Origin of the sequence: Streptomyces flaveolus, assembly GCF_014648815.1 — a bacterium.
GTDB classification, from domain to species: Bacteria; Actinomycetota; Actinomycetes; order Streptomycetales; family Streptomycetaceae; genus Streptomyces; species Streptomyces flaveolus.
This window is the reverse complement of record NZ_BMRV01000014.1, coordinates 78,119-100,002: the sequence shown is the minus strand read 5'-3', so window position 1 is coordinate 100,002 and position 21,884 is coordinate 78,119. Positions and strand designations below refer to the sequence as shown.

The window sequence follows — 21,884 nt, the reverse complement described above, 5'->3', positions numbered from 1 at the left end:
CGACACGACGGTCGCCGCGCCCGCCGATCCGAGCCCGGGGCGAGGCTCCGCGGCCCGCTACACGCCCACGATCCCGTTCCACCGCTTCGCGAACTCCGCGCGCTGCCCCGCCGGGATGTCCTTGGCGATCGCCAGCCGCTGGCGCATCGCCGCATCGGGGAAGATCAGCGGGTCCTCGGCCAGGGCGGCGGTCTCCTCGTCGTCGCTGGAGGCGAGCACGTCGCGCGCGGCGGGGACCGGGCAGACGTAGTTGACCCAGGCGGCCAGTTCGGCGGCGACCTCGGGCTGGTAGTAGTAGTCGATCAGCCGCTCGGCGTTGGCCTTGTGACCCGCCAGGTTCGGGATCATGAGGGACTCCGCCCACAGTTCGGCGCCCTCCTCGGGAACGACGAACTCGATGTCCGGGTCGTCCGCCTGGAGCTGGATCACGTCACCGGAGTAGGCCTGGCAGGCCAGGACGTCGCCGCTGGAGAGGTCCTTGATGTAGTCGTTGCCGGTGAAGCGGCGGATCTGGCCCCTGCCGACCTGCTTCTCCACCTGGTCGCAGACCGTGTGGAAGTCGTCCGCGGTCCAGTCGGTGATGTCCACCCCGTTGCCGAGCATCAGCAGCGCGAACGCCTCGTCGAGCCCGGAGAGCAGGGTCACCCGGCCCTTGAGGTCGTCGGCCCACAGGTCGGACACCTGGCGGATCTCCCTGCCGAGCCTGCGGCGGTTGTACGCGATGCCGGTGATGCCCGACTGCCAGGGCACGGTGAACTTCCGGCCCGGATCGAAGGCGGGCGAACGCAGCAGCGGATCCAGGTACGCGGTGACGTTCGGCTGGCGGGAGCGGTCCATCTCCTGCACCCAGCCGAGCCGGACGAACCGGCCGCACATCCAGTCGCTGATGACGATCAGATCGCGGTCGGTGGGCTGGTGGTTCATCAGGGACGGGCTGATCTTGCCGAAGAACTCGTCGTTGTCGTTGATCTCCTCGATGTAGTCGACGGAGATCCCGGTCCGCTTCCCGAACGCATCGAGCGTGGGCCGCCGGCTCGGGTGCTCGTCGTCGGTGTCGATGTAGAGCGGCCAGTTCGCCCAGGTGAGCCGCCGTTCGGAGGCGGACCGGTCGGCCGCTGCGCGGTCACCCGGCGCGACGTACGCGGCCGGGACCCCGCAGCCGGCCAGCGCGGCGGACACGGCGGAGCCGCCCAGGCCGCGCAGCAGGTTCCGGCGGGAGAACGAGGGCGTCTTCGTCAGGAGGGGCATGGCCGCAGCTTGCCGCGCCCGCCGCCGGACGGACAATCGACGCTGCGTCGAGCGCCGCGGTCCAGGTCCGACACCCTGTCGAGCGGGGGGAGTTCACGGTCGACGCACCGCGGCCCCGGACGGGGGTTCCCGTCCGGGGCCGCGCGCGGGCGGGGTGCGTCACGCGTCCAGCGACGTCATCACGTGCTTGATCCGCGTGTAGTCCTCGAAGCCGTAGCCCGACAGGTCCTTGCCGTAGCCGGACTTCTTGAAGCCGCCGTGGGGCATCTCGGCGACCAGCGGGATGTGGGTGTTGATCCACACACAGCCGAAGTCGAGCTTCTTGGACATCCGCATGGCACGGCCGTGGTCCCTGGTCCACACGGAGGAGGCCAGCGCGTACTCGACGCCGTTGGCCCACTCCACGGCCTGGTCCTCGTCGCGGAAGGACTGGACGGTGATGACCGGGCCGAAGACCTCGTTCTGGACGATCTCGTCGTCCTGCTTGAGGCCCGAGACGACGGTCGGGGCGTAGAAGTAGCCCTTGTCGCCGACCTGGTGACCGCCGGCCTCGACCTTGGCGTGGGCGGGCAGGCGCTCGATGAACCCGGCGACCTGCTTGAGCTGGTTGGGGTTGTTGAGCGGGCCGTAGAGCACGTCCTCGTCGTCCGGCTGCCCGGTCTTGATCTCGGACGCGGCCTTGGCGAGGGCGCTCACGAACTCGTCGTGGATCGACTCGTGGACCAGCACGCGGGTGGCCGCGGTGCAGTCCTGGCCGGCGTTGAAGTAGCCCGCCTCCGAGATGCCCCCGACGGCCTTGGCGATGTCGGTGTCCTCGAAGACCACGACCGGCGCCTTGCCGCCCAGCTCCAGGTGGACCCGCTTGAGGTCCTTGGAGGCGGACTCGGCGACCGACATGCCGGCTCGCACGGAGCCGGTGATGGAGGCCATCGCCGGGGTCTCGTGCTCGACCATCAGGCGGCCGGTGTCGCGGTCGCCGCAGACGACGTTGAAGACGCCCTTGGGCACGATCGAGCCGATGATGTCGGCCATCAGGACCGTCGAGGCGGGGGTGGTGTCCGAGGGCTTCAGGACGACCGTGTTGCCCGCGGCGAGCGCCGGGGCGAACTTCCACACGGCCATCATCATCGGGTAGTTCCACGGCGCGACCTGCGCGCAGACGCCGATCGGCTCGCGGCGGATCATGGAGGTCAGGCCCTCCATGTACTCGCCGGCCGAGCGGCCCTCCAGCATCCGGGCCGCGCCCGCGAAGAAGCGGATCTGGTCGACCATCGGCGGGATCTCCTCGGAGCGGGTCAGCCCGATGGGCTTGCCCGTGTTCTCCACCTCCGCCGCGATCAGTTCCTCGGCCCGCTCCTCGAACGCGTCCGCGATCTTGAGGAGGGCCTTCTGCCGCTCGGCCGGGGTGGTGTCCCGCCAGGCCGGGAAGGCCGCGGCGGCGGCCGCCATGGCGGCGTCCACGTCCGCCTGCCCGGACAGGGGGGCGGTCGCGTAGGCCTCGCCCGTTGCGGGGTTGACCACCTCGGTGGTCCGTCCGTCGGCGGCGTCCCGGAACTCACCGTCGATGTAGTTGCGCAGACGACGCAGCTCGGTGCTCACTGCCGGCCCTCCAAGTTCGGTGTCTACTTCGGGTCTCTCGGTTCGGACCTTGCCGATGCCCAAACACTGAGACACCCACCCTAGACGGAGACCCGACGTTTTCAACACCCCCAGCGCCCCCCGCATTGCGAAATCCGCACACTCGAAGCACTCAGACAACGAATTTCATCGATCCCGCCTTGCAAAACTGTCGATACGTCGTGCACAGTGAAGTCGTGGCCAGTCGAAGCGCAGACCCGAAGGACTCCCGCGAGTCCAGGAACGGCGGACCCCAGTTGGACGCCGTCTCCCTCGCCATCATCGAACAGCTCCAGCAGGACGGCCGCAGGCCGTACGCCGCGATCGGCAAGGCCGTCGGCCTGTCCGAGGCGGCCGTGCGCCAGCGCGTCCAGAAGCTGCTCGACCAGGGCGTGATGCAGATCGTCGCCGTCACGGACCCGCTCACCGTGGGCTTCCGCCGGCAGGCGATGGTCGGCGTCAACGTCGAGGGCGACGTGGAGTCCGTCGCCGACGCGCTGGCGGCCATGCCGGAATGCGAGTACGTGGTGATGACCGCGGGCTCCTTCGACCTGATGGTGGAGGTCGTCTGCGAGGACGACGACCACCTCCTCGAGGTCATCAACCGACGCATCCGGGCCATCCCCGGAGTGCGCTCCACCGAGAGCTTCGTCTACCTCAAGCTCAAGAAGCAGACCTATATGTGGGGAACCCGATAATCGTGAGCACCGACAGCCCCAAGGACCTCAGCAGGACCGCCTACGACCACCTGTGGATGCACTTCACCCGCATGTCGTCGTACGAGAACGCCCCCGTCCCCACCATCGTCCGCGGTGAGGGCACCCACATCTACGACGACAAGGGCAGGCGCTACCTCGACGGCCTCGCCGGCCTGTTCGTCGTCCAGGCCGGACACGGCCGCCAGGAGCTGGCCGAGACCGCCATGAAGCAGGCGCAGGAGCTCGCCTTCTTCCCGGTGTGGTCCTACGCCCACCCGAAGGCCGTCGAGCTGGCCGAGCGCCTGGCGAACGAGGCCCCCGGCGACCTCAACAAGGTCTTCTTCACCACGGGCGGCGGCGAGGCGGTCGAGACCGCCTGGAAGCTGGCCAAGCAGTACTTCAAGCTGGTCGGCAAGCCGACCAAGTACAAGGTCATCTCCCGCGCGGTCGCCTACCACGGCACCCCGCAGGGCGCCCTGTCCATCACCGGTCTGCCCGGCCTGAAGGCCCCCTTCGAGCCGCTCGTGCCCGGCGCGCACAAGGTGCCGAACACCAACATCTACCGCGCCCCGCTCTTCGGCGACGACCCCGAGGCCTTCGGCCGCTGGGCCGCCGACCAGATCGAGCAGCAGATCCTGTTCGAGGGCCCGGAGACGGTCGCGGCCGTCTTCCTCGAGCCCGTGCAGAACGCCGGCGGCTGCTTCCCGCCCCCGCCCGGCTACTTCCAGCGCGTGCGCGAGATCTGCGACCAGTACGACGTGCTGCTCGTCTCGGACGAGGTCATCTGCGCCTTCGGCCGCCTCGGCACGACGTTCGCCTGCGACAAGTTCGGCTACGTCCCGGACATGATCACCTGCGCCAAGGGCATGACCTCGGGCTACTCCCCGATCGGCGCCTGCATCATCTCCGACCGCCTGGCCGAGCCGTTCTACAAGGGTGACAACACCTTCCTGCACGGCTACACCTTCGGTGGCCACCCGGTCTCCGCCGCGGTCGGCATCGCCAACCTCGACCTGTTCGAGCGCGAGGGCCTCAACCAGCACGTCCTCGACAACGAGGGTAACTTCCGCGCCACTCTGGAGAAGCTGCTCGACCTGCCGATCGTCGGCGACGTCCGCGGCAACGGCTTCTTCTACGGCATCGAGCTGGTGAAGGACAAGCACACCAAGGAGTCGTTCAACGACGAGGAGACCGAGCGGATCCTGTACGGCTTCCTGTCGAAGGCGCTCTTCGACAACGGCCTGTACTGCCGTGCCGACGACCGCGGCGACCCGGTCATCCAGCTCGCCCCGCCGCTGATCTCCAACCAGGAGACCTTCGACGAGATCGAGCAGATCCTGCGCGCCACCCTGACGGAGGCGTGGACCAAGCTCTGATCCCGCGGCGCTCCGATCATCCTTCCGGATGATCATCACCGGCCCCGGTGCCGTCCGTTCGAGTGAGAAACGGCGGCCCGGGGCCGCGTGCTGTCCGGCCGCGCGCCGGCGACTGCCTACGGTGCCTCGTGACCGATCGGCCCCGCCTTCGTTCACCCGGACGGGGGAACGACGGGGAAAACGGATCAGAACCGAGGTGTACGCCCATGGAGGCTCCGCCGGACAACGACGTGCTCTGGGCACGCGCCCTGCACTTCCAGCACCACGACGGCTCTCCCGCGCTGCAGGGCGTCTCGCTCGGCGTCCGGGAGGGCGAGATCCTCGCCGTCAGCGGCCCGCGCGGCAGCGGCAAGACGACGCTGCTGCGGTGTCTGTCGGGGCTGCTGCGGGTGCAGGAGGGCGAGGTCTGGTTCAACAGCGTGCCGGTGCACACCATGGGCCCGATCGGCCGCGAACGGCTGCGTCGCGACCGCTTCGCCTGGATCGACCCCTCCCCCGTGCTCGTCCCGGAGCTCAGCGTCTGGGAGAACACCGCCCTGCCCCTGATGCTGCGCGGCACCGGCCGGCGCCGGGCCAAGACGACCGCCCTGGAGTGGCTGGAGCGCCTCGACGTCGGCGGCGCGTCCCGCCGGCGCCCGCACGAGCTCCAGCAGGCCGAACGGCAGCGTGTCTGCATCGCCCGCGCGCTCGCCGTCACCCCCTCGGTCCTGTTCGCCGACGAGCCGACGGCGCCCCTGCACCGTGCCGACCGCGCCCATGTGCTGCGGACGCTGACCACGGCGGCCCGCTCCCACGGCATCACCGTCGTCCTCGCCACGCACGACGCGCAGACCGCCGCGCTCGCCGACCGCACGGTCTCGCTGCTCGACGGGCGGCGGGTCAAGACCGTGCACCTGCCGCCGGTGTCCGAGACCACGGCGGCCTCCGGAGGCTCCGCGACGGAAGGCCGGGCAGCGTGCTCGCTCTCCGTCTGACCCGCCGCGCCCGGTTCGCCGTCCAGCTGCGCCGCCTGCTGGTCGCGGCGTTCTCGGCGGGCACGGGCTTCCTGCTGCTGTGCGCCCTCGGCCACGCGATCGGCCACCCGGGCACGCCCGGCGCCTCCGCCCTCCGCCTGGCCTGGTGCGCGGCCCCCCTCGCCGCCACCGTGTACTTCGCCCTCGCCGTGGCCCGTACCGACCCGGGCACCCGGCCCCGCCCCGGCCTGTCGGCGATCGGCCTCGGCCCCGGCCGGCTGATGGCCGTCTCCGCGACGACCACGGCCCTGGCCGGAGCGCTCGGCTCGCTGGTGGCCCTGCTCGCCTTCCTCCACCTGCGCGGCGACCTGACCGCCAGGCCCTTCGGCGGCGCCGCGGCCGACTCCCTCGCGGTCGGCCTGCCCCTCCCCTTCCCGGCGGCCGTGACCCTCCTGACGCTGCTCCCGGCGACCGCGTCCGCCGCGGTGGCCCTGTCCCTGCGTCCCCGCGAAGCGCGGTCCGCCCGCGCCACCGGTACCCGCGGCTACGGCCGTTTCGGCGCGTACGGCTGGGGCGCGGCCCGCGAAACCTTCGGCACCTACGGTCGCTTCGGCGCCCGCTGGGCCCCGAGACCTGCCACGACCGACACCACCGCCGCGGCAGCCGCCTCGGCTTCTCCGGCCGCAGCTACGGCCACCGCCGTCTCTGCCGACGTCCGCACCGCCGAGCCTGAGGGCAGTCACGTCGCCCAGCCTGCGGGCAGTCTCACCGCCGGGGCGGCACGGGTGGGCGCTGGGCGTACCCCCTCCGGGGGAGGCACCCTGTACGCACCGGCAAGCGCCCCCCACCCCCCGGCTCCCGCGGACGCGCTGCCCCACACGCCGGACACCCCCCGCCGCCAGGGCAGCACCACCACCCTCCCCTGGGGCATCGCCCTCCTCACCGCCGGCCTCGCCGTCGAGACCTACGCCCGCGACACCACCTCCCACCCCACCCCCTCCGCCGGCGTCCTCCTCGGCTGGACCCTGACCGCCCTCGGCCTCGCCCTCGCCGGCCCCGGCCTCACCCACCTCTGCGGCCGCGTCCTCCAGGCCGCCCGCCCCGGCGCCCTGCGCCTGCTCGCCGGCCGCGTCCTCATGGAGGAGTCGAGCCGCATCGGCCGCCCCCTGGGCGTCGTCTGCGCCGTGACCTCCGCGCTCTACGCGGCGGTGATGCTGTACGGCCGGGACGGACCGGGGTCCCACCCCCTGGGCACCCTCGGCGCCCTGGTCGTGGCGGGCGCCACCGTGGCCACCCTGCTCACCGCGGCCGTCGAGGCCAAGCAGACCCGCGTCGACGCCACCGCCGCCCTGCTGCGGCTGGGCGCGCCCCGGTCGACGCTGCGCGCCGCCGCCGCCGTACGGGCGACCGCACTGCTCGCCGTCTTCGGCCCGGTGACCCTCCTCGTCGCGGCCCTGGCCGCGCTGCCCCTGGCCCGCTGAAAAATCCCGCGAGATTTTCCGCGGTCCACCGATGATTTCCGCGCCGCCCTCCCGTCCAACTCTGCGAACGGCACGACACCGGCACGGCATCGACGGGAGAGCCCCCCATGTACCAGCAGATGATCTTCGTGAACCTGGCGACGAACGACATCGACGCCTCGAAGAAGTTCTTCACGGAGCTCGGCTACACGATCAACGCCCAGTTCAGCGACGAGGACACCGCCTCGGTTGTGATCAGCGACACGATCATCGCGATGCTGCTGACCAAGGAGAAGTACGCGCAGTTCACGAAGAAGGAGATCGTGGACTCGACGAAGGCCAGCGAGGTGCTGATCGCGCTGAGCGCGGAGAGCCGCGAGAAGGTCGACGAGCTGGTGGACAGGGCGGTCGCCGCGGGCGGTTCGATCTCCGGCGAGACCCAGGACCACGGCTTCATGTACGGCCGGGCCTTCGACGACCTCGACGGTCACACCTGGGAGGTCGCGTGGATGGACCCGGCGGTCGTCGAGGGCTGATCCGGACGCGGACCTAGCATGGGCGGGTGGATCCGACACCCGCCCAGCCCCAGCAGCCGTGCCCGTCCCAGGCGCAGTCCCACCACGCCTCGCACGACCGGGAGATAGAGACCCTCGCCGAGTTCGACGAGGTCGTCTCCGTGCACGGCACCCTCGCCCACTACCGCGTCCAGGCCGTCGACCTGACGGACCGTACGGACGTCCTGCTCTCCACGGACCCCACGGGCGCCGTCTTCCTCGGCTGCCCGATGACCCCCGGGGCGGCGGTCCATGTGCGCGCCGCCGGGGCCCTGGTCTTCCCGCCGATACCGGGCCTGCCCTTCGACCCCTACCGCGGACACGTCTACTCCCCCGACGAGTTGTACGCCTGTCTCGACGGCGGCTACGAGGCGACGCCGGACGCGCTGGCCTACGACTGGTTCCAGCGCACCAAGGCGGACGGGGACGTGTTCGCCTCCATGCTGCGCGCGATCCACGACGACGCGGTCTCGGACGCGGTGGACGAGCTCCTCGTCGGCACACCGGTGGTGGGCGTCATGGGCGGCCACGCCATGGCCCGCGGCACCGACGCCTACGCGGGCGCCGCGCGTCTCGGACGCGAGCTGACCCGCGCCGGGTTCACGGTGGCCACCGGTGGCGGACCGGGCGCGATGGAGGCCGCGAACCTCGGTGCGTACGCCGCCCCGTTCCGCGACGGCATGCTGGACGACGCCCTGCTCATCCTCGCGAAGGTCGCCTCGTTCACGCCGTCGGTCACCGACTGGGCGCGCTCCGCCTTCGAGGTGCGTGAGCGCTGGCCCCGCGGTGGTGCCTCGGTCGGCATCCCGACCTGGTTCTACGGCCACGAGCCGCCGAACGCCTTCGCGGCGCACATCGCCAAGTACTTCGCCAACGCCACCCGCGAGGACGGCCTGCTGGCGCGCTCGACCGCGGGCGTGGTGTTCCTGCCGGGCGCCGCCGGCACCGTACAGGAGATCTTCGACAACGCCACGCCGAACTACTACGAGTCGCGGGGTGAGCCCACCCCCATGGTGCTCGTGGACCGGGCGCACTGGACGCGGACGCTGCCGGCCTGGCCGCTGCTGACGTCGCTGGCCGAGGGGCGGTCCATGGAGACCCGGATCGCGCTGGTGGACCGCATCGAGGAGGCTCCCGAGGCGCTGAAACGTCTCGGCGGTTAATAAGAGAGCAAAGCCAACGCCCTTGACAGGCATATGCGTTGACACTGCTTATGGCCCGCTTATAGACCAGTGAGGCTCGTGGGTGTGCTGATGACGTCAGCACCCTCTCCACCCCCCGCATCCGCGCTTCCCGTAAAGGAAAAACGTGGCAGTCCTGTCCATACTCAGCCGCACGGCGTCACGCCGTAGCGTCCGTGCCCTCGGCGTCGCCTCGGCCACGGCGGCCCTCGCGATCGGCGCCGCCGGCAACGCCTTCGCCTGCAACATCGGCGAGTTCTCCGCCGCCGCCAAGTGCGACGGCGACAAGGGAGTCATCACCGTCACCGACGTGGACCCCGCCGGCATCCCCGCCACCGTCACCGTGTACCTGGAGAACAACGGCGGGGACGCCCAGAAGATCGACGAGCAGGTGGTCAAGGGCTCCCGCGAGGGCAGCACCATCACCTTCGCCGCGGACTGGAAGCCGAACGCCGAGTACCGCATCCACGTCAAGGCCGGCGGCTACGTCGACGAGGACATCAAGCCGAACCTCGTCACCCCGGCCACCGCCTGCAAGACCGAGGACACGCCGTCCCCGACCCCGTCCCAGAGCTCGTCCGCCCCGGCCGAGGAGACCGAGACGCCGGCTCCGGCCCCGTCGCCGTCGGCCCCCGCCGCCTCGCAGAGCGAGAGCAGCGCCCCGGCGGCCGTGCCGAGCAACGCCCCGTCCCCGGCGGCCGGTGAGTCCAACCTCGCCGAGACCGGTGCCAACTCCAACACCGGCATGATCGTCGGCATCGCGGCGGCCCTCGTCGTCGTCGGTGGCGGCGCGGTCTTCTTCGGCCTGCGCCGTCGCGGGGCGAACAGCAGCCGCTGACGTCCCGTAGGAACCGTGCGTACGGTGGCCCGTCCCCGGCCGGGGGCGGGCCATCGGCGTGTCAGCCGAACGACGCCCGCTCCAGCCAGAACTCCAGCAACTCCCGTTCGCCGAGCACCTCGATGCCGGGGGCGTCCAGCGGCAGCCTGCGGTAGAAGGCGAGCAGGACGTCCGTGAGGGGCCCCCGCAGAGCGACGGTCGCCTTCTCGTGGCCGCGGCGCCAGGTGAAGCCGTCCTCCCCGAGCTCGATCAGCCATTCGGCATCGAACCCCGGGGCGGCGTCGGTGGCGTGCAGATGGATGCTCCGGCCGGGCCCGCGCAGCTCGTTCGCCTCGGGGTCCGTGCCGGTCCGCTGCACGAACTCCACGATCTCCAGCCATTCGTCGATCGCGTCGGCGGCGATGTCCGGCGCGACCCGGTAGGGCTGTCCGGCGGTGAGCACGGCGTCCGCGCGGTGGACGGTCACCTCGTGCGTCATCCGGCGCGCCCAGAAGCCCGCGTCGTGCCGCTCGCCCCACGACCACACCTTCGCGTCCGGCCCGGCCTCGCGCAGCGCGCCGACGACCGCCTCGCCGGACTCCGCCAGCCAGGCGTCCAGCGCGGCGGCGTCGCCCCGGGCGTCGGGACCGGCGGCGCCCGGCACCTCCTCGTCCGGGACGTTCTCCTGGGCCCGGGTGCGCACCAGCAGCCCCGCCCAGCGCAGGGCGCCGCCCGTGTGCCGGACCAGATCCTCCAAGGACCAGTCCGGGCAGGTCGGGACGGTGGCGGAGAGGTCGGTGCCGGAGGTCACCAAGTCCCTCAACTGCCCGACCTGGTGGGCTATCTCGGCGCAGTAGCGCTCGTGTGCCAGTGACGTCATGCTCCGCATCCTAGGAGCGGGACGATCATCCGAGCACCACGATTTCCGCCCCGTCGAACTCGACCCCGACCGTGTCCCCGACCTCCGGAGCCGCCCGCAGCGCGCACGCCGCCTCCAGCCGCGGCGCGTCCTCGGGCTGCAGGTGGACGGCGACGTGGGTGCCGCGGAAGGTGCGGGCGGCCACCGTGCAGCGCAGTCCGGCGTCGGCGGGCACGATCCTGACCCCGGCGGGCCGCACGAGCACGGTCCGCGCCCCCTGCGGGGCGTCCTCGGCGACCGGCACCTTGCCCCAGGGGGTGGCCGCGGCCTGCCCGGTGACGGTCCCCTCGGCCACGTTGTCGAAGCCGAGGAAGCGGGCCACGAAGGCGTCCGCCGGCCGCTGCCACACCTCCAGTGGCGTGCCCTCCTGGGCGATCCGCCCGTCCCGCATCACCACCACCCGGTCGGCGAGCGCGAAGGCCTCCGACTGGTCGTGCGTCACGGCGAGCACGGTGGTGCCCAACAGGCCGAACAACTCGCGCAGTTCCACCACCAGCCGCTCCCGCAGCGAGCGGTCGAGCTGGCCGAGCGGTTCGTCCAGCATCAGCAGCCGGGGCCGGGGCGCGAGGGCGCGGGCCAGCGCCACCCGCTGCTGCTCACCGCCGGAGAGCGCGGCGACGGACCGGCGCTCGGCACCCGGCAGCCCGACCAGCTCCAGCAGCTCCCGCACGTCCTGCTGCTGCCGGGACCGCGACGCCCCGCGCATCCGCGGTCCGAAGGCGATGTTGCCGGCCACGTCCCGCTGCGGGAACAGCTGGTGGTCCTGGAACATCAGCCCCACCTCGCGCTTGTGCGCGGGAACCCCGGACTGGTCGCGCCCGTCCAGCACCACCCGCCCGGCGTCCAGTCGCTGCAGCCCGGCGACCGCGCGCAGCAGTGTCGACTTGCCGCTGCCGCTGGGGCCCAGCACGCACACGATCTCGTGCTCGGCGACATCCAGATCGACGGCGTCGAGCACGGCCCGCCCGCCGAAGCGGACGGTAGCGTCCCGCAGACTCAGCAGCATTGCTAGAACTCCCCGCTCCGGTCGGTCCGCAGCCGCTCCAGCACCACGAGGGCCACGGCGCACACCACCATCAGAATCGTCGACAGGGCCATCGCCTGCCCGTAGTTCATGTCCCCGGGCCGCCCCAGCAGCCGGGCCACGGCGACCGGCAGCGTCGGGTTGTCCGGCCGCGCGATGAACACGGTCGCCCCGAACTCGCCCAGCGACACCGCGAAGGCGAACCCGGCCGCGATCAGCAGCGCCCGCCGCACCATCGGCAGGTCGACCTCCCGCCACACCCGCCACGGCGACGCCCCGAGCACCGCCGCCGCCTCCCGCAGCCGGACGTCCACCGCGCGCAGCACCGGCAGCATGGTCCGTACGACGAAGGGGACGCCGACCAGCGCCTGTGCGAGCGGCACCAGGATCCAGGAGGACCTCAGGTCCAGCGGGGGCTCGTCCAGCGCGATCAGGAACCCGAAGCCGACCGTCACGGCGGACACCCCGAGCGGCAGCATCAGCAGCGCGTCGAAGCCGCGCACCAGGCGGCCCGCGTCCCGCCGGGTCAGCGCGGCCGCCGCCAGACCGCCGATGACCACGGCGACGGCGGTGGCGGCGAGGGCGTACTGCAGGGAGTTGCCGATCGCCTCGATCGGCGGGACGAGGAAGGTGCCGCCGTCCTCGTGGGTCAGGGCCCGGTAGTACCCGAGGCCGCCGGCGCCGAACGACCGCTGGACCAGTACGGCGAGCGGCAGCACGACGAGGACGGCGACGGAGACGAGGACGCCCGCCAGCAGCGCCCACTGCCCGGCGCCGCGCGGGCGGCGAGCGGTGCGGGACGCGTCGACGAGCCGCAGGGCCGTCTCCCGTCGCCGGACCGTCCAGGCGTGCACGGCGAGGATCGCGCAGACCGCCGCGAACTGGATCAGCGTCAGCACGGCGGCCGTGGACAGGTCGAAGACGTGCGACGTCTGCCGGTAGATCTCCACCTCCAGGGTGGAGAAGGTGGGCCCGCCGAGGATCTGGACGACGCCGAAGGAGGTGAAGGTGAACAGGAACACCATCAGCGCGGCGGCGGCCACGGCGGGCGCGAGCGCCGGCAGGGTGACCCGCCGCCAGGCCCGCAGGGGGGACGCGCCGAGCATCCGCGCCGCCTCCTCCTGGCGCGGGTCGAGCTGGGCCCACAGCCCGCCGACGGTGCGTACGACGACGGCGTAGTTGAAGAAGACGTGCGCGAGCAGGATGGCCCACACCGTGGTGTCCAGCCGGACGCCCCACAGCTCGTCGAGCAGTCCGCCCCGCCCGACGAGTGCCAGGAACGCGGTGCCCACCACGACCGTCGGCAGCACGAACGGCACGGTCACCACGGCCCGCAGCAACTGCTTGCCGGGGAAGTCGAGTCGGGCGAAGACATAGGCGCCGGGCAGGGCGATCAGCAACGTGAGCGCGGTGGAGGCGAGCGCCTGCCAGGTGGTGAACCACAGCACGTGCCGGACGTCGGACTGGGCCAGGACGTCCCCGATCCGCCCGAACCGCCAGACCCCGTCGACCTCCAGTCCGCGCGCGACGATCGCCGCGACGGGGTAGGCGAAGAAGACCGCGAAGAACGCGACGGGGCCGGCCATCAGGGCCAGCCGCGCCGCGCTCCCGCGCCGCCGGGTCGGAGCGGACCGGGCGGCCTTGGTCACTTTGGTCACTTCAGGAGGAGCGAGGTCCACGACTTGACCCACTGGTCACGGTTGTCGGCGATCTTCTTCGGGTCCAGGGTCTGCGGGTTCTTGGCCTGCGGGCCGTACTTCACGAACTCCGGTGGCACCTGGGCCGCTTCCCGCACCGGGTAGACGAACATGTTCAGCGGCATGTCGTCCTGGAACTTCTTGCTGACCAGGAAGTCCAGCAGCGCCTTGCCGCCCTCGGTGTTCTTCGCGCTGCTCAGCAGGCCCGCGTACTCGACCTGGCGGAAGCAGGTGCCGGTGGCGACGCCCGTGGGCGCGGTGTCCGGCTTCGGGTCGGCGTAGATCACCTCGGCGGGGGGCGAGGAGGCGTAGGAGACGACGAGCGGGCGGTCGCCCTTCGCCTTCTTGCCGCCGGACGAGCCGGAGAACTCCTCGTTGTACGCCTGCTCCCAGCTGTCGACGACCTTGACCCCGTTCGCCTTCAGCTTCTTCCAGTAGTCCTGCCAGCCGTCGTCCCCGTACTTGGCGGCGGTGCCCAGCAGGAAACCGAGCCCGGGCGAGGAACTGCCGGCGTCCTCGGTGACGAGGAGGTCCTTGTACGCGGGCTCGGCGAGGTCGTCGAAGGAGTCGGGCGGGGTCAGCTTGTGCTCGCTGAAGTACGCCTTGTCGTAGTTGACGCAGATGTCGCCGGTGTCGATGGGCGTGACGCGGTGCTTGTCCTGGTCGACCCGGTACTCGGGCAGGATCATGTCGGAGCCCTTGGGCTCGTACGACTGGAACAGGCCGTTGTCGAGCGCGCGGGACAGCAGCGTGTTGTCGACGCCGAAGAAGACGTCGCCCTGCGGGTTGTCCTTGGTGAGGATGGCCTTGTTGACGGCCTGCCCGGCGTCGCCGTCCTCGAGGACCTTGACCTTGTAGCCGGAGCTCTTCTCGAAGTCCGCGATGACGCTCTTGGACGCGGCCCACGAGTCGTGGCTGACGAGGGTCACGGTCTTGGAACCGCCGGACCCCTGGTCGTCGCCGTCGGACGACGATCCGCAGGCGGCCAGGCCGCCGACGAGGCCGAGCCCGACGGCCAGGACGCTGACCTTCTTGGTGATGCTCACGGAATTCCTCCTGGGTTACCAGGAGAAGACGCGGCCCCGCCCGGGACCCCTGGCGAGGGACCCGGGCAGGGCGCAACAGCTCGAGTGATGACCGATCTCCCTACCCAGAATGACCTGGGCCAGGTTCGGAGGGTCTGCGGCCGGTGCCGCACTCTCAGCGCTGTGGCGCTCCCCTGTCGGAATATGAAGATGTCTGAATATGAAGATGTACGCGGGTCAGATTACCGCTCGGTCGCGGCGAGCTGACCACACGCCCCGTCGATCTCCTGCCCACGGGTGTCCCGGACGGTCACCGGCACACCGTGCGCCTCGATCGCCGCGACGAACGCCTTCTCGTCCTCGGGCCGCGAGGCGGTCCACTTCGAGCCCGGCGTCGGGTTGAGCGGGATGAGGTTGACGTGCACCGGCTTGCCCTTGAGCAGCCGCCCGAGCCGGTCACCGCGCCACGCCTGGTCGTTGATGTCACGGATCAGGGCGTACTCGATGGACAGCCGGCGCCCGGACTTCGCCGCGTACTCGAAGCCGGCGTCGAGGACCTCGCGCACCTTCCACCGCGTGTTGACGGGCACGAGGGTGTCGCGCAGCTCGTCGTCGGGGGCGTGCAGGGAGATGGCGAGGCGGCACTTGAAGCCCTCGTCGGCGAACCGGTGGATCGCCGGGACCAGGCCGACCGTGGAGACGGTGATGCCGCGCTGGGACAGCCCCAGCCCGTCGGGCTCGGGGTCGGTGAGGCGACGGATGGCCCCCACGACCCGGTTGTAGTTGGCGAGGGGCTCGCCCATGCCCATGAACACGATGTTGCTCAGCCGGGCGGGGCCGCCGGGGACCTCACCGTCCCTGAGCGCCCGCACGCCGTCCACGATCTGGTGCACGATCTCGGCGGTGGACAGGTTCCGGTCCAGGCCGGCCTGCCCGGTGGCGCAGAAGGGGCAGTTCATGCCGCAGCCCGCCTGGGAGCTGATGCACATGGTCACCCGGTCCGGGTAGCGCATGAGCACGGACTCGACGAGCGTGCCGTCGAACAGCTTCCACAGCGTCTTGCGGGTGGTGCCCTGGTCGGTCGACAGATGCCGGACGACCGACATCAGCTCGGGCAGCAGCGCGTCCCGCAGCCCCTGCCGCGAACCGGCGGGGATGTCGGTCCACTGCTCGGGGTCGTGCGCGTACCGCGCGAAGTAGTGCTGCGAGAGCTGCTTCGCACGGAACGGCTTCTCACCGATCGCGGCGACGGCCTCCTTGCGCTCGGCAGGCGTGAGATCGGCGAGATGCCGCGGCGGCTTCTTGGCTCCGCGCGGGGCGACGAATGTGAGTTCTCCGGGCTTAGGCATGACCCAACCAGTGTCGCAGATCCACTCGGGTGACCTGCGGCCGTCGTCCGACCGTGGCCGGGGCCCGTTTTCGCCCGCTCCTCGTACCGCCTAGCCGCAGGCACAGCCCGCGGCGCTCGGAGCGTCTTCGGCGGCCTGGCCGGTGCAGCAGCCGTCGCCGCCGGCACGGGGGTCGGCGCTCTTGCCGAGGGTGTCGGCGTCGGCCTTCACGACGTAGACCTCCCAGGGCTCCTTGCCGGGGCCGTGCACCCACACCTTGTCCTGGAGGGCGTAGCAGCAGGACGTGTCGTTCTCCTCGAAGGTGGCCAGGCCGGCGTCCTTGAGCCGGGTCGTGGCCGCGCCGACCTGGTCGGTGGACCCGACCTCGACGCCGAGGTGGTTCAGTCGGGTCGAAGCTGTTCGGCACCGAACCGGCCAAGCGGCGCGAGGGCCTGTCCGCTCACCTGTCTGGACTTGCCGGACTGTGCAGGCGGTGCGGTCGGCGTGAGGCTGGAAGCCGAACCCGTGGACCGGCCGGCGAGAACGGCCCGGTGCGCCGGGCCTGCCCGTCGAGCCGAGGTGTGGCCGAGTCCCCACGCCCTGGCTCGAGCCGCCCATCCTGCAGGAGCGTGACCATGGCCCGGAACCGCTGTCTGATCCTCAGCTCACCGTCCGAGGTCTGGAGCCTGCTGTCCGACGGCCGCCGCTACGGCGAGTGGGTGACGGGAACGCAGCGGGTCCTTGCCGCGGACCCGCATTGGCCCGAGGTGGGCGCCCGGCTGAAGGTCCGCGTCGGCGCCGGCCCCGTGACCCTCGACGACACCTGCGTCGTCCGCATCTGCGAACCTCACCGCCGTCTGGAACTGGAAGCGAAGGCAGAACCCTTCGGCGCGGCTCGCATCGCCATGAAGTTGACGCCCTGGGGCAAGCACACCCTCTTCACCCTCGATTGGCACCCCCTCCGGGGCCCGGGCGCCCGGATGCACGGGCTCCCCGTGGACTACTTCGTCTCGGTCCGCAACGGCATGATGCTGACGAAGCTGGCCCGGATCGCGGTGCGCGAGCACGCCGCGAGCGTTTGAGGGCGCTCAGCCGGACCCGACGAACACGACGAGCAGCAGCCACACCACCGGTGCCGTCGGCAGGAGCGAGTCCAGGCGGTCCATGATGCCGCCGTGCCCCGGCAGCAGCGTGCCCATGTCCTTGATGCCGAGGTCCCGCTTGATCATGGACTCGCCGAGGTCGCCCAGCGTGGCGCTGGCCGCGACCGCGAGGCCGAGCAGCAGGCCCTGCCACCAGGAGCCGTCGTCGATCAGGAACTGCATGCACAGCGCGCCCGCCACCATCGCGAAGCCGATCGCCCCGAGCAGGCCCTCACGGGTCTTGCCGGGGCTGATGCGCGGGGCGAGCTTGGTCCTGCCGAAGCGCCAGCCGACCGCGTACGCACCGGTGTCGCTGACGACCGTCAGCAGCAGGAAGGTCAACACGCGCCACGGACCGTCGTCGGCCATCAGCATCATGGCGACGAACGTGGCCAGGAACGGCACGTAGAAGGCCGCGAACAGGCCCGCCGTGACGTCCTTGAGGTAGCCCTCCGGCGGCTCGGTCATCCGCCATACGAGGACCGCCAGCGCCGTGAGCGCCATGGCGACCCACGCGCCCTCCGCGCCGCGCACATACCCGGCGACCACCATCGCCGCGCCACCGATCGCGAGCGGCACGAGCGGCGCCCTGATGCCCTTGCGCTCCTGGAGACGTGTGGTCAGTTCCCACAGGCCCACCACGACGGCTATCGCGATCACACCGACGAAGACGGCCTTGACGACGAACAGCGACGCGATGATCACCACGCCGAGCCCGACACCGACCCCTATCGCGGAACCCAGGTCGCGCCCCGCGCTCTTCTTCTGCGGCTGCGGCTGCGGCTGCGCCGGCTGCTGGGCGTCGGGCATGGGCTCCGGATTCTGCGGCACCGCCGCATACGGCTGTGCCGACGGGGTCTCGCCGCGGTACGTGTCGTCGCGGAACGGCTCGTCTCGGAACAGGAGGCCGCTCAGCCGAGCGGCCCCCTGGCCGTCATCCTGGGCTCCGCCGTGTTCGGGTACGTCGGCCACGATGGGCATGGGGCGAGTCTGCTGCGCGTTGTGCGCATCGTACGCGGGACCCGCCGGGGCAGCCCCCTGGACAGGCCCCTGGTCGGACGGCCCCCAGTACCCGGATTGTGGCGGCGCTCCCCAGGAAGAGTCGTTCATCAGACCTCGAGCAGTTCGGCTTCCTTGTGCTTCAGGAGCTCGTCCACCTGGGCGACGTACTTCGCGGTGGTGTCGTCGAGCTCCTTCTCCGCACGGCGGCCCTCGTCCTCGCCGACCTCGCCGTCCTTGACCATCTTGTCGATGGCGTCCTTGGCCTTGCGGCGCACGGAGCGGATGGACACCTTGGCGTCCTCGCCCTTGCCCTTGGCGACCTTGATGTACTCGCGGCGGCGCTCCTCGGTGAGCTCGGGGAACACCACCCGGATGATGTTGCCGTCGTTGCTCGGGTTGACGCCCAGGTCGGAGTCGCGGATCGCCTGCTCGATGTTGCGCAGGGCGCTCTTGTCGAACGGCGTCACCACGGCCATGCGCGGCTCGGGCACGGAGAACGAGGCCAGCTGGTTGATCGGCGTCGGCGCGCCGTAGTAGTCGGCCACGATCTTGTTGAACATCGCCGGGTGCGCACGGCCGGTGCGGATCGCGGCGAAGTCCTCCTTGGCGACCACGACGGCCTTCTCCATCTTCTCCTCGGCCTCGAGGAGGGTCTCTTCGATCACCACTTGCTCCTGCGTGTCTTGAGTAGGCCCGGCTGCGGTCCTGTCTGAGCTGCGGCCGGCTGCGTCGCGTCTTCTTCCTGCACGGTTCCCGACCGGTGGGACATTGTCCATCCCCCGGCCCGGCCCCGTCCCGTCCGTCCCCCGGACAGGTGGTGTCCGCGGACAGGGGGTGGTTCTCCGGTCAGTCCCGGCTGCCTTGGTCACCCACAAGCGTGCCGATCTTCTCACCCTTGACGGCGCGGGCGATATTGCCCTCCTTCAGAAGCTCGAAGACCACGATCGGGAGGCTGTTGTCGCGGCAGAGCGTGACGGCCGTGGCGTCGGCGACCTTGAGGTCGCGGGTGATGACCTCGCCGTAGCCGAGCGCGTCGAACTTCACGGCGTCCGGGTTGGTCTTCGGGTCGGAGTCGTAGACCCCGTCCACGCCGTTCTTGCCCATGAGCAGTGCCTCGGCGTCGATCTCGAGGGCGCGCTGGGCGGCGGTGGTGTCGGTGGAGAAGTACGGCATGCCCATACCGGCGCCGAAGATGACCACGCGGCCCTTCTCCAGGTGGCGCACGGCGCGCAGCGGGATGTACGGCTCGGCGACCTGGCCCATGGTGATGGCGGTCTGCACACGGCAGTCGACGCCCTCCTTCTCCAGGAAGTCCTGGAGGGCCAGGCAGTTCATCACGGTGCCGAGCATGCCCATGTAGTCGGAGCGGGCGCGGTCCATGCCGCGCACCTGCAGTTCGGCGCCGCGGAAGAAGTTGCCGCCGCCGATGACGATGGCGATCTGCGCACCGTCGCGTACGACGGCCGCGATCTCGCGGGCGATGGCGTGCACCACGTCGGGGTCGACGCCCAGGCCCCCACCGCCGGAGAAGGCCTCTCCGGACAGCTTCAGCATGAAGCGGCCGCGTACTTTGCCGTCGTCGCTCTTCTCGGCCTTGGTGGTCATGGAGATCTCGCCTCTTTTACGTGGGTCACACACACGAAGAAGGCCATTGCCGGTGGGGGCGTGTTTCGCATCCCATACGCGGCAATGGCCTCCTCGTCAGATCTGCTGTCGTCCGCCGCCACGCGCGGGTGCGCAGCGGCAGACGGCAACGGCGCGGACGACTGCTGTCGACCCTACCGGGGTCGTGCGTCCGTCGCGGTACGGACTCAGATGCCGACCTTGATGCGCGAGAAGCGCTTCAGGGTGACACCGGCCTCGTCCAGCACCTTCTGGACGGACTTCTTGTTGTCCAGGGCGTAGGGCTGGCCGAGCAGGGTGGCGTCCTTGAAGAAGCCGTTGAGGCGACCCTCGACGATCTTCGGCAGGGCGGCCTCGGGCTTGCCCTCGGCGCGGGTGGTCTCCTCGGCGACGCGGCGCTCGGACTCGACGACCTCGGCCGGGACGTCGTCCTTGGAGAGGTACTTCGGCGCGAAGGCGGCGATGTGCTGGGCGACGCCCTTGGCGATCTCGGCGTTCGGCTTGTCCAGCTCGACGAGGACACCGATCTGCGGGGGCAGGTCGGGCATCGTGCGGTGCATGTACGCGGTCACGAAGCCGCCGGAGAACTGCGCGAAGCGGTCCAGGACGATCTTCTCGCCCAGGTTGGCGTTGGCCTCGTCCACGAACGCCTGAACGGTCTTGCCGGGCTCGATCTCGGAGGCGAGCAGGGCCTCGAGGTCGGCCGGGGCGGCCTTGGCGACGTGCTCGGCGATGGCCGTGGCGACGGCCTGGAACTTCTCACCCTTGGCGACGAAGTCCGTCTCGCACTTCAGCTCGACGAGGACACCCGAGGTGTTGTCGTCGGCGATGATCGAGACGACGGCACCGTTCTCGGCGGAGCGGCCCTCGCGCTTGGCGACGCCCTTCTGGCCCTTGATGCGGAGCGCCTCGACGGCCTTGTCGACGTTGCCCTCGGCCTCGTCCAGCGCCTTCTTGCAGTCCATCATGCCGGCGCCCGTGAGCTCACGAAGCTTCTTGACGTCGGCGGCGGTGTAGTTCGCCATGATTCCGGAATCTCTCTCGAAGTCTGAAGATCTACGGGCCGAACGGCGGGGACTGGTGTGGTCCCCGCCGTCCAGCACCCGAAGCTGGTGAGGGGTCAGGCCTGCTCGGCGTCCGCGGCAGGGGCCTCGGCCGGAGCCTCGGTGGCAGCCTCGGCCGGAGCCTCGGCGGGGGCCTCAGCGGCAGCCTCGGCCGGAGCCTCGGTGGCGGCCTCGGCGGGCTTCTCCGCCTCGTCGGCCTTCTTCTCGCCCTCGAGCAGGTCGCGCTCCCACGCGGCCAGCGGCTCGCCGGCGGCCTTGTCGCCCTTGCCCTCGGTGGCAACACCGGAGCGGGCGATGAGGCCCTCGGCGACGGCGTCGGCGATCACGCGGGTGAGCAGGGTGACGGAGCGGATCGCGTCGTCGTTGCCCGGGATCTTGTAGTCGACCTCGTCGGGGTCGCAGTTGGTGTCGAGGATGGCGACGACCGGGATGTTGAGCTTCCGGGCCTCGCCGACCGCGATGTGCTCCTTCTTGGTGTCCACGATCCAGACGGCGCTGGGCACCTTGGACATCTCGCGGATACCGCCGAGGGTCTTCTCCAGCTTGGCCTTCTCGCGGGAGAGGACCAGCAGCTCCTTCTTGGTGAGGCCGGAGGCGGCCACGTCCTCGAAGTCGATCTGCTCGAGCTCCTTCAGGCGCTGCAGGCGCTTGTAGACGGTCGAGAAGTTGGTGAGCATGCCGCCCAGCCAGCGCTGGTTGACGTAGGGCATGCCGACGCGGGTGGCCTGCTCGGCGATGGCCTCCTGCGCCTGCTTCTTCGTGCCGACGAACATGACCGTGCCGCCGTGGGCGACGGTCTCCTTGACGAACTCGTAGGCGCGGTCGATGTACGACAGCGACTGGAGCAGGTCGATGATGTAGATGCCGTTGCGCTCGGTGAAGATGAAGCGCTTCATCTTCGGGTTCCAGCGACGGGTCTGGTGACCGAAGTGGACGCCGCTCTCCAGCAGCTCCCGCATCGTGACGACGGCCATGGCCGTATCTCCTTGAGTTTCTCGGTTGTGCCGCGGAAGCCGGACGGCTTCCGCGCCTGACGCCCGCGATGCGCCGTGCCGCAAGGGACCGAGGGGCGCTGACACGAGATCGTTGACGGCCTCGTGTCGGGGCGTGCGAAGTCGACCCGGTCACCCGGGTCGCCACCAGAAGTGTACGGGAC

General features: G+C 70.9%; 21 protein-coding genes and 1 riboswitch. Of the genes, 8 read left to right on the top strand and 13 right to left on the bottom strand.

Annotated elements, in window-relative coordinates; all coding sequences use genetic code 11:
* Positions 1-57 precede the first annotated feature (57 nt).
* Both IEZ05_RS28290 and IEZ05_RS28285 read right to left on the bottom strand, forming a co-directional pair.
* On the bottom strand, positions 58-1,248 hold the full coding sequence (locus IEZ05_RS28290; protein ID WP_189233094.1) for a polyamine ABC transporter substrate-binding protein: 1,191 nt from the start codon (positions 1,246-1,248) through the stop codon (positions 58-60).
* A 159-nt stretch (positions 1,249-1,407) separates the two neighbouring features.
* Positions 1,408-2,847, bottom strand: coding sequence for a gamma-aminobutyraldehyde dehydrogenase (locus tag IEZ05_RS28285; RefSeq protein WP_189233093.1), 1,440 nt, complete (start codon positions 2,845-2,847; stop codon positions 1,408-1,410).
* A 200-nt stretch (positions 2,848-3,047) separates the two neighbouring features.
* On the opposite strand from IEZ05_RS28285, the gene IEZ05_RS28280 reads away from it, so the two are divergent.
* The 7 genes from IEZ05_RS28280 (at position 3,048) to IEZ05_RS28250 (ending at position 9,925) form a co-directional block, all read left to right on the top strand.
* The gene (locus tag IEZ05_RS28280) at positions 3,048-3,563 is read left to right on the top strand and encodes an Lrp/AsnC family transcriptional regulator (RefSeq protein ID WP_189233092.1); all 516 of its coding nucleotides are present in this window, start codon (positions 3,048-3,050) and stop codon (positions 3,561-3,563) included.
* Between the two features lie 2 nt (positions 3,564-3,565).
* Entirely contained in the window at positions 3,566-4,939 is a 1,374-nt protein-coding gene (locus IEZ05_RS28275; RefSeq protein ID WP_189233091.1) for an aspartate aminotransferase family protein, read from the top strand.
* A 206-nt stretch (positions 4,940-5,145) separates the two neighbouring features.
* Positions 5,146-5,913, top strand: coding sequence for an ABC transporter ATP-binding protein (locus tag IEZ05_RS28270; protein WP_189233090.1), 768 nt, complete (start codon positions 5,146-5,148; stop codon positions 5,911-5,913).
* Complete coding sequence (locus tag IEZ05_RS28265; protein ID WP_189233089.1) at positions 5,895-7,373, top strand: hypothetical protein; 1,479 nt, start codon at positions 5,895-5,897, stop codon at positions 7,371-7,373. The genes IEZ05_RS28270 and IEZ05_RS28265 overlap by 19 nt, the downstream gene beginning before the upstream one ends.
* A gap of 107 nt (positions 7,374-7,480) precedes the next feature.
* A complete protein-coding gene (locus tag IEZ05_RS28260; protein WP_189233088.1) occupies positions 7,481-7,888 on the top strand; it encodes a VOC family protein in 408 nt (135 codons plus the stop codon).
* A 26-nt stretch (positions 7,889-7,914) separates the two neighbouring features.
* Positions 7,915-9,069, top strand: a complete 1,155-nt coding sequence (locus IEZ05_RS28255) for an LOG family protein (protein WP_189233087.1) — start codon at positions 7,915-7,917, stop codon at positions 9,067-9,069.
* 145 nt (positions 9,070-9,214) lie between these two features.
* Positions 9,215-9,925 (top strand): LAETG motif-containing sortase-dependent surface protein, encoded by a 711-nt coding sequence (locus tag IEZ05_RS28250; RefSeq protein WP_189233086.1) that lies wholly within the window; start codon positions 9,215-9,217, stop codon positions 9,923-9,925.
* A 61-nt stretch (positions 9,926-9,986) separates the two neighbouring features.
* Here the strand turns inward: IEZ05_RS28250 and IEZ05_RS28245 are convergent, their stop codons facing one another.
* The 6 genes from IEZ05_RS28245 to IEZ05_RS36560 all read right to left on the bottom strand — a co-directional run bounded on the left by IEZ05_RS28245 (position 9,987) and on the right by IEZ05_RS36560 (position 16,515).
* Positions 9,987-10,784, bottom strand: coding sequence for a maleylpyruvate isomerase family mycothiol-dependent enzyme (locus tag IEZ05_RS28245; protein WP_189233085.1), 798 nt, complete (start codon positions 10,782-10,784; stop codon positions 9,987-9,989).
* 25 nt (positions 10,785-10,809) lie between these two features.
* Positions 10,810-11,829 (bottom strand): ABC transporter ATP-binding protein, encoded by a 1,020-nt coding sequence (locus IEZ05_RS28240; RefSeq protein ID WP_189233084.1) that lies wholly within the window; start codon positions 11,827-11,829, stop codon positions 10,810-10,812.
* 2 nt (positions 11,830-11,831) lie between these two features.
* On the bottom strand, positions 11,832-13,433 hold the full coding sequence (locus IEZ05_RS28235; protein WP_189233169.1) for an ABC transporter permease: 1,602 nt from the start codon (positions 13,431-13,433) through the stop codon (positions 11,832-11,834).
* A 68-nt stretch (positions 13,434-13,501) separates the two neighbouring features.
* Positions 13,502-14,590, bottom strand: coding sequence for a thiamine ABC transporter substrate-binding protein (locus tag IEZ05_RS28230; protein WP_189233083.1), 1,089 nt, complete (start codon positions 14,588-14,590; stop codon positions 13,502-13,504).
* A 79-nt stretch (positions 14,591-14,669) separates the two neighbouring features.
* Positions 14,670-14,775: riboswitch (TPP riboswitch) on the bottom strand.
* A 36-nt stretch (positions 14,776-14,811) separates the two neighbouring features.
* Entirely contained in the window at positions 14,812-15,918 is a 1,107-nt protein-coding gene (gene rlmN, locus IEZ05_RS28225; protein WP_189233082.1) for a 23S rRNA (adenine(2503)-C(2))-methyltransferase RlmN, read from the bottom strand.
* Between the two features lie 90 nt (positions 15,919-16,008).
* Positions 16,009-16,515, bottom strand: a complete 507-nt coding sequence (locus IEZ05_RS36560; RefSeq protein WP_229869898.1) for a VOC family protein — start codon at positions 16,513-16,515, stop codon at positions 16,009-16,011.
* 17 nt (positions 16,516-16,532) lie between these two features.
* Between IEZ05_RS36560 and IEZ05_RS28215 the strand changes: the two genes are divergently transcribed.
* Entirely contained in the window at positions 16,533-16,979 is a 447-nt protein-coding gene (locus IEZ05_RS28215; protein ID WP_189233081.1) for an SRPBCC family protein, read from the top strand.
* A 6-nt stretch (positions 16,980-16,985) separates the two neighbouring features.
* On the opposite strand, the gene IEZ05_RS28210 is transcribed toward IEZ05_RS28215, so the two are convergent.
* The 5 genes from IEZ05_RS28210 to rpsB all read right to left on the bottom strand — a co-directional run bounded on the left by IEZ05_RS28210 (position 16,986) and on the right by rpsB (position 21,702).
* Positions 16,986-18,149 (bottom strand): phosphatidate cytidylyltransferase, encoded by a 1,164-nt coding sequence (locus IEZ05_RS28210; RefSeq protein ID WP_189233080.1) that lies wholly within the window; start codon positions 18,147-18,149, stop codon positions 16,986-16,988.
* The gene (gene frr / locus IEZ05_RS28205; RefSeq protein ID WP_189233079.1) at positions 18,149-18,706 is read right to left on the bottom strand and encodes a ribosome recycling factor; all 558 of its coding nucleotides are present in this window, start codon (positions 18,704-18,706) and stop codon (positions 18,149-18,151) included. The genes IEZ05_RS28210 and frr overlap by 1 nt, the downstream gene beginning before the upstream one ends.
* A 181-nt stretch (positions 18,707-18,887) precedes the next feature.
* On the bottom strand, positions 18,888-19,646 hold the full coding sequence (gene pyrH, locus IEZ05_RS28200; RefSeq protein WP_007444937.1) for a UMP kinase: 759 nt from the start codon (positions 19,644-19,646) through the stop codon (positions 18,888-18,890).
* A gap of 206 nt (positions 19,647-19,852) precedes the next feature.
* Positions 19,853-20,689, bottom strand: coding sequence for a translation elongation factor Ts (tsf, locus tag IEZ05_RS28195; protein WP_189233078.1), 837 nt, complete (start codon positions 20,687-20,689; stop codon positions 19,853-19,855).
* Positions 20,690-20,784: 95 nt separating this feature from the next.
* Positions 20,785-21,702 (bottom strand): 30S ribosomal protein S2, encoded by a 918-nt coding sequence (gene rpsB, locus IEZ05_RS28190; protein WP_189233077.1) that lies wholly within the window; start codon positions 21,700-21,702, stop codon positions 20,785-20,787.
* Between the last annotated feature and the right edge of the window lie 182 nt (positions 21,703-21,884).

Coding starts and splice junctions, on each gene's coding strand:
- rpsB (WP_189233077.1), bottom strand. CDS start 21,702: ATGGCCGTCGTCACGATGCGGGAGCTGCTGGAGAGCGGCGTCCACTTC.
- IEZ05_RS28260 (WP_189233088.1), top strand. CDS start 7,481: ATGTACCAGCAGATGATCTTCGTGAACCTGGCGACGAACGACATCGAC.
- pyrH (WP_007444937.1), bottom strand. CDS start 19,646: ATGACCACCAAGGCCGAGAAGAGCGACGACGGCAAAGTACGCGGCCGC.
- IEZ05_RS28215 (WP_189233081.1), top strand. CDS start 16,533: ATGGCCCGGAACCGCTGTCTGATCCTCAGCTCACCGTCCGAGGTCTGG.
- IEZ05_RS36560 (WP_229869898.1), bottom strand. CDS start 16,515: ATGGGCGGCTCGAGCCAGGGCGTGGGGACTCGGCCACACCTCGGCTCG.
- tsf (WP_189233078.1), bottom strand. CDS start 20,689: ATGGCGAACTACACCGCCGCCGACGTCAAGAAGCTTCGTGAGCTCACG.
- rlmN (WP_189233082.1), bottom strand. CDS start 15,918: ATGCCTAAGCCCGGAGAACTCACATTCGTCGCCCCGCGCGGAGCCAAG.
- IEZ05_RS28210 (WP_189233080.1), bottom strand. CDS start 18,149: ATGAACGACTCTTCCTGGGGAGCGCCGCCACAATCCGGGTACTGGGGG.
- IEZ05_RS28235 (WP_189233169.1), bottom strand. CDS start 13,433: ATGGCCGGCCCCGTCGCGTTCTTCGCGGTCTTCTTCGCCTACCCCGTC.
- IEZ05_RS28240 (WP_189233084.1), bottom strand. CDS start 11,829: ATGCTGCTGAGTCTGCGGGACGCTACCGTCCGCTTCGGCGGGCGGGCC.
- IEZ05_RS28290 (WP_189233094.1), bottom strand. CDS start 1,248: ATGCCCCTCCTGACGAAGACGCCCTCGTTCTCCCGCCGGAACCTGCTG.
- IEZ05_RS28245 (WP_189233085.1), bottom strand. CDS start 10,784: ATGACGTCACTGGCACACGAGCGCTACTGCGCCGAGATAGCCCACCAG.
- IEZ05_RS28270 (WP_189233090.1), top strand. CDS start 5,146: ATGGAGGCTCCGCCGGACAACGACGTGCTCTGGGCACGCGCCCTGCAC.